We start from the raw sequence: 14,310 nt of genomic DNA, 5'->3' as shown, positions 1-14,310 counted from the left end.
CCCCTCGGGCCGGTCGCGGGCTCAGCTCGCGCGGGCCGCGACGAAGCGGGCCAGCTCGTCGAGGTTCGCCACCTCGCACGTCCGGCGGCCCTCCTCGATGTCGTGGATCATCTCCACCACCCTGTCGAAGACGGGGCCCTGGATGTCCTTGTGGACCTCGTCGACCTCGGTCTTGCGCTTGCGGACCATGAGGTCGCGGTAGATGCCGGAGTGCGTCTTGGCGCTGCGGCGGTTGAAGGCGGCGAGGCGGTCGAAGGACCCGGGGAGGTCGTCCGGCTCGAAACCGTCGAACCCCTCGACGGTGACGGGCGCCTGGGCCAGCACCTCCTCGGAGATCGCGGTCATGACCCCGCGGTACTCGGGACGTTCGAGGGTCTCCGCGATCGGGAGGTCGGACACGGCTCCCGCCCACATCATGGCGCCGTAGACCTCCTTCCCCCAGAGGTAGCCGAGCACGTTCTCGGTGGCCTCGGCGTAGGGGAGGACCTCGGCGAGCCGGGCGACGCGCGGCGTGACCGGGCCGCCGGCCAGTTCCCCGATCCGGAAGGTGGCGACGTTGCCCTGGAGGACGACCCCCGGCGCCATCAGGTCGGCCCCGATGTTGACGAAGCTCGCGAGCACCCGTTCGCGGCCGACGGCCTCGATGAGGACGTCGGCGGTCAGCCCGTTCTGGACGGTCAGGACGTAGCCGTCCGGGGCGAGGCGGTCGCGCAGCAGGTCGGCGACGGCGGCGGTGTGCAGGCTCTTCACGGCGACGACGGCGTGCTCGACGGTGTCGGGCAGTTCCTCGGGCAGGATCGCCGGGACCCGGACGACGAACTCCTCGACCGGGCCCTCGATGCGCAGCCCGTCGCGCCGGATCGCGGCGACGTGCGCCGCGTCCGCGTCCACCAGGGTCACGTCGTGGCCGTCACGGAACGCGCGGGCCCCGAGGGTCCCGCCGATGGCGCCGGCGCCGATGACGAACAGCTTCACGACCGCACCTGCCCCGGCACGGCGCGGTCGACGAAGTCCCGCAGCACGCGCTGGAACTCCTCGCGTTCCTCGTTCTGGGGCGAGTGGCCCGAGTTCTCGAACACCACGAGTTCCGCCCCGGGGACGAGACGCGCGATGGTCTCGGACGCGCTGACCGGGGTCACCCAGTCGTGGCGGCCGACGGTGACCAGCACCGGGACCGCCACGTGCGGCAGGTCGGCCTTGAGGTCGTAAGTCGGGAAGTTCTCCTGGAAGCACGCGTTGTGCGCCTCGTGCCGGTAGATCCCGGCCTCGACCGCGGCCGTGGACCGCGCCTCGTCGTAGTCGGCGTCGTAGAGCGGGATGAGTTCCCGCCACAGTTCCTTGAGCTCCTCGTCGCTGCGGACGGTGCCGCCCCAGTAGCGGTCGAAGTGCTCCCAGTCGATCTCGACGCGGGTCTGCTCCCGGGCGTTCCGGAACGCGAGTTCCAGGTTGGACCCGTCGGCGGAGGTGTCGCGCAGGACCACGGCCTGCACGTGCCGGGGGTAGCGCACGGCGTACTCCAACGCGATGAACCCGCCGTAGGAACCTCCGGCGACCGTCACCCGCTCGGCCCCGGCCCACTGCCGCAACCCGTCGACGTCGGCGGCCCACTGCTCGTGGGAGTAGGGCCCGACGCCTTCGCTGCGCCCGCACCCGCGGGCGTCGAACACGACGACGCGGAACCGGTCGGCGAGCGGCCCGAACGTGGAGCGCGGTTCGGCGAGGGAACCGATCCCCCCGCCGCCGTGGTGGGCGATGAGCACGGGCCCGTCCTCCGGGCCGAGCACCTCGACGTTCAGGCGTGCCCCGTTGATCAGGACGTCCACGGTTCTCCTCCGGTGCTGGTGTGCCCGTCCGCGAGCACGGACTCGATGTGGTGCTCGACGACGTCGCCGAGCACGGTGAGCGGAACGGCCCCCGAGGACAGGACTGCGCGGTGGAACTCCACGACGGAGAACCGGTCCCCGAGGCGCTGTTCCGCCACTCCGCGCAGCCGCAGGATCTCCCGGCAGCCGATCATGTAGGCCAGCGCCTGGCCGGGCCAGGCGGTGTAGCGGTCGACCTCGCTCTCGACGTGACCGCGGGTCGTGGCGGTGTTGTCGTACATGAACTCCACCGCCCGTTCCCGGGTCCAGCCGAAGTGGTGGATGCCGGTGTCGACGACGAGCCGGCAGGCGCGCAGCGCCCGGAACGACAGCATGCCGAGGCGGGAGAGGTCGTCGCTGTAGAGCCCCATCTCCTCGGCCAGCTGCTCGGAGTAGAGCCCCCAGCCCTCGTTGAAGCTGCAGGCCTCGACGTCGAGCGAGCGCCGGTAGCGAGGGATGTCGAGGAGTTGCGCCGTCGCCAGTTGCAGGTGGTGACCCGGGACGGCCTCGTGGAAGGACAGCGACTCGTACTCGTAGCGGAAGTGGCTCGGGGCGTCGGCCGCGAGCACGCAGTACGCCCCGGGTCGGCTCCCGTCGAGGGCCGGCGGGCGGTAGTAGCCCAGGGCGCTGCCGGCCGCGTCGATCGGGTTGATCTCCTCGATCGCGCAGTCCGGGATCGCGAGCGCCGGGAACCAGGCGTCGCGGACGGCCTCGGCCCGCTGCAGGGCACCCCGGGCCACCGCGACGATCTCCGCGCTGGTCTCGAAGCGCAGCGCGGGGTCGCTGCGCAGGCGGTCGGCGATCCGGGGGAACTCGGTCTCCCCGAGGGCGCGGCCGCCGACGACGGCCCACTCGGCGCGCATCTCCTCGAGGACGTCGAGGCCGATCCGGTGGATCTCCGGGGCGGTGAGCCCCGTCGTCGTGTGCCGGCGGATCGCCGCGGCGTACCCTTCGGTCCCTCCCGGCACGGCGTGGATCCCGATGTCGCTCCCGGTGCGGCCGAGGGGCAGCAGTTCCGTGCGCAGCCGGGCGGTGAGCGCGCGCAGCGCCGGCCGGACCCCCTCGCCCACGAGGCGCGTCGCGTCGCGCAGGGTGTCCGGGTCGCCGGACCCGCGGGCCGGGGCGAGCAGCGCGTCGTCGTCGAGGGCGACCGCGAGGTGCCCCTCCAGCTGCTCGATCGCGTGCTGGACCCCGAGGCGGGTCGGGACCCGGCCGGCGGCGGCCTCCTCGGCGTAGCGCTCCCCGAGGGCCGTGAAGAAGTCGGGGAGTCCGGCGAGGCGGCGCAGGTAGCGCTGCGCGGCCTGTGGTTCGGTCGCCGTCATGGCCGGTACGGCCTGGAAGACGAGGCCCTGCCGGCTGACGTACCCCTTCGCCGAGGCGTTCGCCGCCCACAGCGAGTGGGCGGCGTCGTCCGCGGCGCCCCGGGCCAGGGCGATGAGGACGCCGCGGTCGACCACGTCGTCCTGGTCGAGTCCGGCGGGGTCGATCGCCTCGGCCTCACGGGCCACCTCGTGCAGCTGCGCGGCGGCGCGTTCGCTCGCGGCGCGGGAGGGGTCGCCGGGGAGGTGGTCGAACTCGCTGAGTCCGAGCAGGGTCGCGTTGTAGGGGTCGTAGGTGTGCTGGAGGTGGAAGTACCGCTCGCGCAGCGCGGCCAGCCCCGTCCCGGGAGCCGGGTCGGTGGTCGTTCTCACGTGGTGCCGTCCTTGCTGCGGGTCCCTCAGAAGAGGGAGTGCCCGCCGTCGATGGAGATCGTCTGGCCGCTGACCCAGGAGGCGTCGGGGTCGGCGAAGAACAGCACGCCGCGCGCGATGTCGTCCGGGGTCCCGGTGCGCCGCACGGCGATCCGTTCCAGGAGGGCCTGCTGACCGGCGGCGCCGTAGGAGTCCCACTGCGCCTGGGTGGTGGGGTTGGACAGCACGAACCCCGGGGCGATGCAGTTGGCGGTGATGCCGAACGGCCCGAGTTCGTGCGCCAGCTGCCGGGTGAGACCGATCTGGGCCGCCTTCGCGGTCGTGTAGGCCTGGACGCCGGTGAGGCTCACGCTGCGCCCGGCCCCGGAGGAGATGGTGACGATGCGCCCGTACCCCGCGCGCTTCATGGCGCGGACGGCGGCGCGGCTGCAGTTGCGCATCGTCGTGAGGTTCGCCCGGACGACGGCGTCCCAGGCCGCGTCGTCGAGCTCGTCGAGGGGGGTGTGGGTCTGCCCCACGACCCCGCCGGCGCAGTTCACGAGCACGTCGACGGCACCGACGGCGGTGAAGAACTCCTCGACCGCTGCGGTGTCGGCGAGGTCGACCTCGTCCCGGTCGACGCCGTGCACGGTCGCGCCCGCCTCCCGCAGCCGGTCGGCGATGGTGCGCCCGATCCCCTGGGCGGTGCCGGTGACGACGGCCACCCGGCCGGCCTGCGTTCCCACGCTCACTCCGCTCATTCCGTTCCCTCCGGTCCGGCGATCGCGCTCACCCGGTGGGCGCGGGCGATCTGGACGGTGTTCTCCCACTCCTTCATGCGGTCGATGCCCCGGCTGCCGCTGGCGAGGAGGACCGCCTCGACGAGCGCCTCGACCAGGACGACGGTGCCGACCATGGAGTCGAAGGGGATCCCGTCCACGGCCACCGGGAGCACGATGTCGGCGCTCTCGGTGGCGGGGGACAACCCCTGGTCGGTGATGACGACGACCGTCGCGCCGCGGCTCTTGGCGATGCCCGCGGCCTGCTTCGAGCTCAGCTCGTAGCGCCGGAAGTCGAAGATCACCGCGACGGCACCGGAGCACAACCGCAGGAGCCGCCCGATGTCGTGCCCCAGGGGTTCGGGGACGAAGTCGACGCAGGGGATCGCCTGGTCGAGCTCGGCCGCGAAGAGCTGGGCCGGGAACCGGCTGAAGTAGCCGCCCATGACGGCGACCTGCTTCGGTCGCCGGGCCAGGGCCTCCACGGCGAGGTCGAACTCGCTGGGGGGCACCGAGGTGGCGAGCTGCTCGAGCAGCCCGACCCGTTCGCTGACGGCCGTCTGGAAGACGGGCTGCTCGGCGAGTTCCCGGGCTCCCTGCTCGGTGCGTCGCACCGGGCTGTTCATGTGGTGGGTGACCTCGTCGCGCAGGCGCCGCTGGAACTCGGGGTAGCCGCTCATGCCGAGCCGGGTCACCAGCCGCAGCACCGTGGGGGTGCTGGTGCCGGCGGCCTTCGCGACCGTGGCCGCGCTCTCCAGCCCGGCGCTGGGGTAGGAGGCCAGCAACGTGCGGGCCACCTTCTTCTCGGCCGGGGTCAGCTCGCCCATGCGGGCGAAGATCTCGTCGTCGATCTTCATGCCGTCCACTCTCTCGTCTGAGCGCGCCGCGGACCCTCAGGTCAGCAGGACGACCCCGTCCTGACCCTCGAAGGCGGCGAACATGGTCGGGGAGTTGTGCGCCACGACGACGGTGCCGTCCGGGGCGACGGCCACCAGCCCGCCGCTGGCGTCCTTCGCGGTCAGCTCGGCGAGGACGGTGTCGCGCACGGCGTCGGCCAGCGGGGCTCCGAGGTAGCGCATCCGGGCCGCGATGTCGTAGGACACCACCCCGCGGATGAACGCCTCCCCCTCGCCCGTGCAGGACACCGCGAGGGAGTCCCCGCGGGCGTAGGTGCCGGCGCCGATGACGGGGCTGTCCCCGACCCGGCCGGTGCTCTGGGCGGCCATCCCCCCGGTCGAGGTGGCCACGGCGATCCTGCCGTCACGGTCGCGGGCGACGGCGCCCACGGTGCCGTGGCGGGGGGCGGCGAGGCGCAGGGCGTGGATGCGTTCCAGCTGGACCTTCCGCGCCTCGGTGATGAAGTACTCCTGCTCGCGCACCTCGAGGTCCCACCCGGTCGCCAGGTCGCGGGCGGGGTCGACGAGCAGCACGTGCGAGCTGTTCTCCAGCACCGCGCGGGCGAGGCGGACGGGGTTCTTGGCGTGGCGCGAGACGGCGATCGCCCCGGCGCGGCCGTCGTCGTCCATGACCGCGGCGTCGTGCTCGACCGATCCGTCCGCCGCCAGCGCGGCACCGCGGCCGGCGTTGAACAGCGGGTCGTCCTCGAGCTGCTCCACCGTGGCGCAGACGGCGTCGAGCGCCGACCCGCCGTCCTCGAGCACCACGCGACCGGCGAGGTAGGCGCGCCGGAGCCCGGCCTCGAAGGACTCGCGGCGCTCGGTGGAGAGTTCCTCGATCCGCCCACCCGCCCCGCCGTGCAGGGCCAGGGAGTACTCGCGCAACGGCGGCGTGGCCCAGAGCCGGGTCTCCCGCGGCCGGGCGATGGATTCCTCGTCGGCCATCAGCGGCCACCTGCCTGTCGGGTGATGTAGTTGACGGCGACGAACGAGCGGAAGACGTCGAGCAGGTCGTCGCCGGTGATGCGCACCTCGCGCACGCCGGTGCGCTCGGCCCGGCGGGCCCAGGTCGCGACGTCGGCCATGTCCGCCGTCTGCATCTCCAGGTCGAGGGCGACGGGACGTTCGATGCCCGGGGTCGACACCTTCCCGGCGGCGACCCGGCGGACGGCCTCCTCGGCCCCGGCGCGGATGCGGCGGCACGACTCCGTGGGGTGCAGGTTCTCCGCGCTGGCCCGGGTGATCGAGTGCTTGGTGACCACGTTCACGGCCCCGCGGGCGAACGGTTCGGTCTCCTCCCAGGTCACCTCGTCGCCGGAGACGAAGGCGATCGGCACGCCGTGGTGCTCCGCGACGAGGGCGTTGATGCCGGACTCGCCGACGTAGCGGCCGTTGAGGCGGGCACCGGAGAACACCTCGGGGTTGTAGGTGTGCGACATCGTCGACGCCGCACCGGAGATCGACCCGTGGTAGCCCACGAAGAAGATCGCGTCGACGGTCTCGTCGAGCCCCTGCATCATGTACAGGGGTTTGTGCCGGCCCGAGATGTACCGGGCCTCCCCGGCGATCGCGCGGGGGTCGAGGTTCGCCATCCGGCTGTGCGAGTCGTTGAGGACGACCTCGGTCGCCCCGCCGGCGATCGCCCCCTCGATGGCGGCGTTGACCTCGGCCTGCAGGAGTTCGCAGCCCAGGGCGTACGAGGGGCTGCCGGGGCGGCACTGGTCCCAGTCGACGATCCCGGCCACCCCCTCCATGTCCAGTGACATCCAGACCTTCATCGGGTGGTGCTCCTCGGTTCGCGGACGGGTGTTTCGTCGAGCAGTTCAGGACGGACGTCGACGCGGTCGATGCTCGACGCGGGGTCGGGCGGGGCCTGGAAGTCGGGGAGTTCCGCGGCCCGCAGGCAGGCCGACACGTGGCTGGCGGGACCGGTCCCCACCGCGCCCACCGGTTCCAGCGCGGGGTCCACGGTGCGGCAGGCGTCGACCGCGTAGGGGCAGCGCGGGTTGAACCGGCAGCCCGCGGGGACGTCGAAGGGGCTGGGCGGTTCGCCCTCGAGCACGAACTCCTCGTTGACGCTGCCGGCCGTCATGCGCGGGATGGAGTCGATCAGCGCCCGGGTGTAGGGGTGGCGGGGGTTGGCGAAGAGTTCCGCCGTCTCGGCGACCTCCACGATGCGCCCCAGGTACATCACGGCGACGCGCTGGCTGAGGTGCTGCACGACGGCGAGGTTGTGGGCGACGAAGAGGATGCTGAGGCCGAGTTCGCGCTGCAGCCGCGCGAACAGTTCGAGGATCGTGGCCTGCACCGAGACGTCCAGGGCGGAGACGGGTTCGTCGGCGATGAGCACGTCCGGGCGCACCGCGATGGCCCGCGCGATGGCCAGGCGCTGGCGCTGCCCCCCCGAGAACTGGCTGGGGTAGGCGTCGAGGGCGTCCTCCTCCAGGCCGACGAGGTTCAGCAACCGGACGCTCTCGGCCCGGACCTCCGAGCGCGCCACCACTCGGTGCAGCAGCAGGAGCTCACGGAGCATCGACCCCACGGAGATGCGGGGGTTGAGCGAGGAGTACGGGTCCTGGAACACCATCTGGATGCGTCGGCTCGCCTCCTTGTCCCGGCGCGGGGGCACGGGTTCGCCCTGGTGCTCCAGGGCACCGGAGGTCGCGGTCGTCCCGCCCACGAGGACCTTGGCGAGGGTCGACTTGCCCGATCCCGATTCCCCGACGAGGGCCAGGATCTCCCCCCGGCGCAGTTCGAGGTCGATCCCGTCGAGGGCCTTGAGGCTCGTGCGGCCGTCCTCGGTGCGGGACAACCTGGTCGCCAGCGAGGGCCGGAGCCGGTACGTCTTGGTGACGCCGGTGGCCCGCAGCACCGGCAACGGCAGCGCGGTCGGACTGCTCACGCGGGTGCTCCCTCGAAGATGCGGTGGGTCTCGATGCAGGCGGCGTCGTGTCCCGGGGCGACGACCTCGCGCGGGGGGACGGCGGCGGTGCAGGCGTCCACGGCGAACGTGCACCGGGGGGCGAAGGGACATCCCGGGGGCCGGGCGGCCAGGTTCGGCGGGAAACCCGGGATGGGGACGAGGCGCCGGTCGGGCTGGTCGAAGTCCGGCGCGGAGTCCAGCAACCCCTTCGTGTAGGGGTGGCGGGGGTCGCCCAGGACGTCGCGGACGGTGCCGGACTCCACGATGTGCCCGGAGTACATCACCGCCATGTCCGTGCACGTCTGGTTGACCACGGCCAGGTCGTGCGTCACGAAGGCCAGGGCGGTGCCGGTGTCGGCGCAGAGCCCCTCGAGCACCTTCAGCACCTGGTGCTGCACGGTCACGTCCAGCGCGGTGGTCGGTTCGTCGCAGAGCAGGAGCCGGGGCCCGCAGGAGACCGCCATCGCGATCATGATGCGTTGGCGCAGACCGCCCGAGAGTTCGTGCGGGTAGGCGCGGGCCCGCCGCGCCGGGTCGGGGATCCCCGTCTTCGCCATGAGTTCCACGGCGAGGCGGCCCGCGTCCTTCGCGGACAGACCGAGGTGGCGACGGGGCCCCTCGGCGATCTGGTCCCCGACGCGGACGACGGGGTTCAGCGCGGTCATGGGTTCCTGGAAGATCATCGCGATCTCGGGTCCCATGAGGCGGCGTCGCGCGGCGCTGGGCATCCCGACGAGTTCACGCCCGTCGTAGACGATGCTGCCGGAGAGCACCTCGACGCCGCGGGGGAGCAGGTCGGCGATCGCCCGCAGGGTCAGGGACTTCCCCGACCCGGACTCCCCGACGACGCCGAAGCGTTCTCCCGGGGCGATCTCGAGCGACAGGTCGTCGACGATGACGGTGTCCGGCCGGTTGCGGTGCCGGATGCCGAGGCTGAGCGAGGAGACGCTGAGCAGGGGACTGAGCGGGGGACTGAGCGGGGGAACGGTCACGGTCACTTCCTCCTCTCGGGGCTGAGCAGGTCGGAGACCCCGTCCCCGAGCCACGAGAGGCCGAGGCTGGTGAGGACGACGACGAGACCGGGGATGGTGGCCTGCTGCCACTGGGTGGTGATGAACTCCTGGCCGTCGCTGATCATGGAGCCCCACTCCGCGGTGGGCGGGGCGATGCCGAGCCCGAGGTAGCCGAGGGTGACGATCGCCATGATGTCCATGACGATGTCGCTCATCCCGTAGATGATCGCCTGCGACAGGACGTTCGGTCCGATGTGGCGGACCAGGATACGGGCGTGCGACATCCCGCCCAGGCGGGCCGCGACGACGTAGTCCTGCTCCTTGGCGACCAGCACCTCCCCGCGCACGATCTTGGCGTAGGAGACCCACGACACCGCGGCGATGGCGAGGTAGATGCTGAACTCCCCGGAACCGAGGACGAAGACCAGCACGATCACCATGACGTAGAACGGGAACGCGAAGAACACGTCGACGATGCGCATCAGCACCGTGTCCAGCCACCCGCCGGCGTACCCGGCGATGCCGCCGACGACGGTCCCGACGACGAAGGGGATCAGCACCGCGAGGAACCCGACGCGCAGGTCGACGCGGGCGCCCCAGATCAACCGCGACAGCACGTCACGCCCGTACTTGTCGGTCCCCAGCGGGTGGGCGCCCGAGGGCGACTGCAGCGCGTTGAGCAGGTCCTGCTTCACCGGGTCGTACGGGGCGAGGACGGGGGCCAGCAGCGCGACCAGGACGAGGAACCCGACGATGACGATGCCGGCCACCAGCGTGCCGCTGCGGTACCAGGGCCGCAGCGTCCGGGAGCGGGCGGCGCGACGTCGCTGGCCGCGTTCGACGAGGAGGGCGGTGGGGGTGCTCATGCGCGGGCCGTCCTGCCGAGGTCGACGCGGGGGTCGAGGGCCGTGTAGACGACGTCGGTGAGGATGCCGACGACGACGACGAACAGCGCCACGAAGAGGGTGACGCCCTGGATGGTCGGGAAGTCCCGGGTGAAGATCGAGTTGATCATCAGCGAGCCCAGGCCGGGCAGGGCGAAGACGCGCTCGATGACGAGCGAGCCACCCACCAGGTACCCGAGGTTGACGCCGACGATGGAGACGGTGGGGATGGCGGCGTTGCGCAGCACGTGGCCCCGGAACAACTGCACCCCGTAGGAACCCTTGGACTTCGCGGTGCCCACGTACTCCGAACCCAGCACCGAGATCATCGACGAGCGGAGGCTGCGGATGATGGTGGGGGACATCGCGATCGCCAGGGTGAGCGCGGGCAGGAACAGGTAGTAGACGTGGCCGGCGGCGTCCTCGCCGTACCCGCCCACGGGGAAGGCCCGCATCCCGACCCCGAGCAGCAGGATGAGCATGATGCCGACCCAGAACTGCGGCATCCCCTGGCCCAGGAGGGTGAAACCCCGGACCCCGAGGTCGCGCGCCCCACCCGGGCGGAAGGCGGCGAGGGCGGCCAGCGGGATGCTGATGAGCAGGGCGATGACGAGGGCGTAGAGCAGCAGGGACAGCGTCACCGGGATCGCCTGCAGCACCAGCTGGGCGACGGGGGTCTGGTAGGTGAGGCTGGTGCCGAGGTTCCCGTGGGCGAGTTGTCCCAGGAACGTCAGGTACTGCCGCCACAACGGCTCGTCGAGGCCGAGCTGGGCGGTCAGGGCCGCGACGCTCTCCGCCGTGGCGCGCTCGCCGAGCAGGGCGACCGCGGCGTTGCCGGGCAGCAGGTGGGCCAGGAGGAAGACGATGAGGGTGACGCCGAAGGCGACGGGGATCGACTGCACGAGGCGGCCGGGGATGAATCGCAGACGGTGCAGCACCGTCTCACCTCCTTGTTCGCGCGGGGTTCGCAGGGGGAGGGGCGTCCGCCGCGTCGGCGGACGCCCCCGGTACGACGGCTACTTCGTCTTGGAGACGTCCTGCAGCAGGTACCCGCCCAGCGGGGTCACGTGGAAACCCTGGACCTTGTCGGTCGAGGCGTACACGTAGGGCGAGTAGTACAGGTACGCGAGGAACGCGTCCTCGCTCGTCTTCTGCTGCAGCTCGGTGTAGAGCTCCTGACGCTTGGCGCTGTCCGTCTCCTTCTGCGCCCGGTTGTTCAGGTCGATGACCTCGGGGTTGTCGTAGGAGGTGAACGCCGACTTCGCCCCACCGGTCGGGACGACCGCGAACGACGTCCACTGGTCGGGGTCGGGGATGTCCATCGTCCAGGCCGAGATGGCCATGTCGAAGTCGGAGGCGAGACGCGCCTGCTTGTTCGCCGTCGGGTCGAGCTGCTTGATCTCCATCGTGATGCCGATGTCCTTGAGCTCCGACTGCATGATCTGCGCGACGGAGGCCTGGTTCGGGTTCCCCGAGGAGATCAGCAGGGTCGTGGTGAAGCCGTTCGGCTGGGAGGACTGGGCGAGTTCCGCCTTCGCCTTCGCGACGTCGAGCGACGCCCCGCCGGCGTTCTCGTCGTAGTACGGGGTCCCGGGTGAGAGCAGCGAGTTCGCCTCGGTGCCGTTGCCGAACAGGACGGCCTTGACCATGGCCTTGCGGTCGATGGCGTAGGAGATCGCCCGGCGCACGTGGACGTCCTGGAAGGGCGCCCGCGCCTGGTTGAACGCGACGTAGTCGATCTGGGTGGAGGGGAACGTCTCGGCCTTCACCCCGCTCGCCGACTTCAGCGACGCCAGGCTGGACCAGTCCGGGGTGTCGTCGATGTCGATCTGACCGCCCTGGACCTGCAGCTTGCGGGTGTTGGCGTCGGGGACGACGTTCCACTGCACGCTGGAGAGGTAGGGCTTGTCCTTCTGCCAGTACTTGGTGTTGGCGGTCAGCTTGAGCGACTGCCCCTGCTTCCAGCTGTCCCAGACGAAGGGTCCGGTGCCGACGGGGGCCTCGTAGAACTGCTCGGAGGTCTTGCCGCCGTAGCCGTCGGGGATGATCCCGTTGGCGAAGAGCGACAGGTCGGCGATGAGGGGCGCCCACGCGTACTTGAGCTTGATGGTGACCGTCGCGTCGTCGGTCGCCTCGACGGAGTCGATGGCCGCGTTGATGTAGCCCCAGCCGGACTCACCGGTCTTGGTGTCCTCGTCGAGGGAGAACTTCACGTCCTTGGCGGTCATCGGGGTGCCGTCGGAGAACGTGACGTCGGTGCGGAGCTTGATCGTGTACGTCAGACCGTCGTCGGAGATCGTGTAGCCGCTGGCGAGCCAGGGTTCGAGTTCGCTGCCGTCCGCGCTGGAGTGGAACAGCGGCTCCATGATCTGCTCCATCACGCGGATGGAGTTGTTGTCGAAGGTCGTCGTCTTGTCCATCGAGATGATGTCGGCCGACCGCGCGATCGTGAGGTCACCCCCCTTGGTGGGTGCACCGCCCGTGGCGGAGCCGCCGTCACCGCTGTCGTCGGCGGCACCGCACCCGCCGAGGGCGAGTGCCATCGTGAGCGCCAGGGCTCCGACGACTCCAGTCCTTCTTCTCATGGAGAGCCTCGCTCGTCTCTGCACCCGTGGGTGCGCCTGCCGTGGGGTGGATCGGGGGACCGTGCCAGGGCGTCGGTGCCGCTGTACTGATAATTACAGTAGTCCCCATCTGGACAGCAATTGTTACGTTTGTGATAACTCTGACGCAACCGTCCGGGGACCTCTCGGCGCGGGAGTCCGCGGTGATCCGGGCCGTATAACGATAAATTAACGATGGGGGCGGGGTTCGCCCGAGCTCGTTCCCCGCACCGGCTCCGCGACGTAGCGTTCCCGCCAACCGGGTGCAGAGCAGCGTCCGGCGCGCACGACCCCAGCTCGCCCGGACGCCGCACGGTCGCGGCTCGTCGACGGAGACACCATGAACGAGCAGTTCACCACCCGACGCGCAGTCCTCACCCTCGCCCTGGCCGCCCCGTTGGCCGTCGGTCTGGCCTCGTGCGGCGGCTCGTCGGGCCCCGGCCAGGCCGCCGGGGACGGCGCCACGATGTGGATCCTCACCGGGCAACCGGCGGAGGGCATCCGCACCGACGCGGTCGACGCCTTCAACAAGGCGAACCCGGACGGCGAACTCACCCTCTCCTCGTTCCAGAACGACGCCTACAAGGCCAAGATCCGCACCGCCATCGGCGCCGCCCAGGCCCCCACGATCATCCCGACCTGGGGTGGCGGGGGCCTGCGGGACTACGTCGGCAACAAGCAGGTCGAGGACCTCACCGACTTCTTCACCGAGAACGCGGAACTCAAGGACAAGCTGTTCAGCAGCGCGTTCGCCGCGGCCACGGTCGACGACAGGATCTACGCCGTCCCGTGCGAGGTCGTGTCCCCGATCGTGTTCTTCTACAACAAGAAGCTGTTCGAGCAGGTGGGGGCTCAGCCCCCCACGACCTGGGACGAGCTGATGGCCCTGGTCCCGGTCTTCGTCGACGCGGGCGTCGCGCCGCTGTCGCTGGGCGGGCAGTCGCGGTGGACGAACATGATGTGGCTGGAGTACCTCTACGACCGCATCGGCGGCGCGGAGCTGTTCACCTCGATCTACGACGGCGAACCCGGGGCCTGGTCGAAACCCGACTCGATCGACGCCCTGACCAAGGTGCAGGACCTCGTCAAGGCCGGCGGGTTCGTCAAGGGCTTCGCCTCCATCACCGCCGACTCCAACGCCGACCAGGCCCTCCTCTACACCGGCCGCGCGGCCATGATGCTGCACGGCTCCTGGGTCTTCGGCTCGATGAAGACCGACGGCGGGGACTTCGTGACCGGCGGCCACCTGGGGTGGTCGACGTTCCCCACCGTGACCGGCGGCAAGGGTGACCCCACGTCCACCGTCGGGAACCCCTCGGGCTACTACGCGATGTCCGCGAAGGCCTCGGAGAAGGCCAAGACCGCGGCCAAGAAGTTCCTCGCCGAAGGTCTCGTCACCGACGCGACGACGAAGGCCTGGATCGACTCCGGCGGGGTGCCGATCGTCGTGGGCTCCGACAGCGGGTTCGCAGGCTCCGAGGACGCCGACTGGCTGCAGTTCGTCTACGACCTGGCGTCGAAGGCGGCGACGTTCCAGCAGTCCTGGGACCAGGCGCTCTCACCGACGGCCGCGGACGCCCTGCTGGAGAACATCGAGAAGTTGTTCGGTCTCACCCAGACCCCGCAGGAGTTCGCCACCGCCATGGAGGCCGCCAGCGCCGGCTGAGACCCCCTGTACTG

At 71.1% G+C, this 14,310-nt stretch carries 13 protein-coding genes; 1 reads left to right on the top strand and 12 read right to left on the bottom strand.

The genetic code is table 11. The features are described 5' to 3' along the window. Positions 1–21: 21 nt before the first annotated feature. The 12 genes from AC0I8G_RS19400 to AC0I8G_RS19345 form a co-directional block, all read right to left on the bottom strand. Complete coding sequence (locus AC0I8G_RS19400; protein ID WP_471731398.1) at positions 22–975, bottom strand: ketopantoate reductase family protein; 954 nt, start codon at positions 973–975, stop codon at positions 22–24. Beyond that, complete coding sequence (locus tag AC0I8G_RS19395) at positions 972–1,823, bottom strand: alpha/beta fold hydrolase (protein WP_471731397.1); 852 nt, start codon at positions 1,821–1,823, stop codon at positions 972–974. Before AC0I8G_RS19395 ends, AC0I8G_RS19400 begins: the two co-directional genes overlap by 4 nt. Continuing rightward, positions 1,811–3,553 carry a DUF885 domain-containing protein gene (locus AC0I8G_RS19390; RefSeq protein ID WP_471731396.1) on the bottom strand — a complete coding sequence of 581 codons (1,743 nt, stop codon included), beginning with the start codon at positions 3,551–3,553 and terminating at the stop codon, positions 1,811–1,813. The genes AC0I8G_RS19395 and AC0I8G_RS19390 overlap by 13 nt, the downstream gene beginning before the upstream one ends. A 26-nt stretch (positions 3,554–3,579) precedes the next feature. Further along, positions 3,580–4,293: an SDR family NAD(P)-dependent oxidoreductase gene (locus AC0I8G_RS19385; protein ID WP_471731395.1), complete on the bottom strand. Its 714-nt coding sequence runs from the start codon at positions 4,291–4,293 to the stop codon at positions 3,580–3,582. Beyond that, positions 4,290–5,168, bottom strand: a complete 879-nt coding sequence (locus AC0I8G_RS19380; RefSeq protein WP_471731394.1) for a MurR/RpiR family transcriptional regulator — start codon at positions 5,166–5,168, stop codon at positions 4,290–4,292. Before AC0I8G_RS19380 ends, AC0I8G_RS19385 begins: the two co-directional genes overlap by 4 nt. Positions 5,169–5,204: 36 nt before the next feature. Further along, on the bottom strand, positions 5,205–6,152 hold the full coding sequence (locus tag AC0I8G_RS19375) for an isoaspartyl peptidase/L-asparaginase family protein (protein WP_380257556.1): 948 nt from the start codon (positions 6,150–6,152) through the stop codon (positions 5,205–5,207). After that, positions 6,152–6,985, bottom strand: a complete 834-nt coding sequence (locus AC0I8G_RS19370) for a M55 family metallopeptidase (protein ID WP_328294171.1) — start codon at positions 6,983–6,985, stop codon at positions 6,152–6,154. The genes AC0I8G_RS19375 and AC0I8G_RS19370 overlap by 1 nt, the downstream gene beginning before the upstream one ends. Continuing rightward, positions 6,982–8,109: an oligopeptide/dipeptide ABC transporter ATP-binding protein gene (locus tag AC0I8G_RS19365; protein WP_471731393.1), complete on the bottom strand. Its 1,128-nt coding sequence runs from the start codon at positions 8,107–8,109 to the stop codon at positions 6,982–6,984. Before AC0I8G_RS19365 ends, AC0I8G_RS19370 begins: the two co-directional genes overlap by 4 nt. Then, positions 8,106–9,122: an ABC transporter ATP-binding protein gene (locus AC0I8G_RS19360; protein WP_471731392.1), complete on the bottom strand. Its 1,017-nt coding sequence runs from the start codon at positions 9,120–9,122 to the stop codon at positions 8,106–8,108. The genes AC0I8G_RS19365 and AC0I8G_RS19360 overlap by 4 nt, the downstream gene beginning before the upstream one ends. 2 nt (positions 9,123–9,124) lie before the next feature. Further along, the gene (locus AC0I8G_RS19355) at positions 9,125–10,009 is read right to left on the bottom strand and encodes an ABC transporter permease (protein ID WP_328294174.1); all 885 of its coding nucleotides are present in this window, start codon (positions 10,007–10,009) and stop codon (positions 9,125–9,127) included. Beyond that, on the bottom strand, positions 10,006–10,965 hold the full coding sequence (locus tag AC0I8G_RS19350) for an ABC transporter permease (RefSeq protein ID WP_471731391.1): 960 nt from the start codon (positions 10,963–10,965) through the stop codon (positions 10,006–10,008). Before AC0I8G_RS19350 ends, AC0I8G_RS19355 begins: the two co-directional genes overlap by 4 nt. Positions 10,966–11,043: 78 nt before the next feature. Then, positions 11,044–12,612, bottom strand: coding sequence for an ABC transporter substrate-binding protein (locus tag AC0I8G_RS19345; RefSeq protein ID WP_471731390.1), 1,569 nt, complete (start codon positions 12,610–12,612; stop codon positions 11,044–11,046). A 358-nt stretch (positions 12,613–12,970) separates the two neighbouring features. On the opposite strand from AC0I8G_RS19345, the gene AC0I8G_RS19340 reads away from it, so the two are divergent. Then, positions 12,971–14,296, top strand: coding sequence for an extracellular solute-binding protein (locus tag AC0I8G_RS19340; RefSeq protein ID WP_471731389.1), 1,326 nt, complete (start codon positions 12,971–12,973; stop codon positions 14,294–14,296). The last annotated feature ends 14 nt before the right edge of the window (positions 14,297–14,310 follow it).

The organism is Kineococcus sp. AC630, from assembly GCF_979255925.1.
Note: the sequence above shows the minus strand (reverse complement) of the source record. Positions and strands in the feature narration are given on the sequence as shown.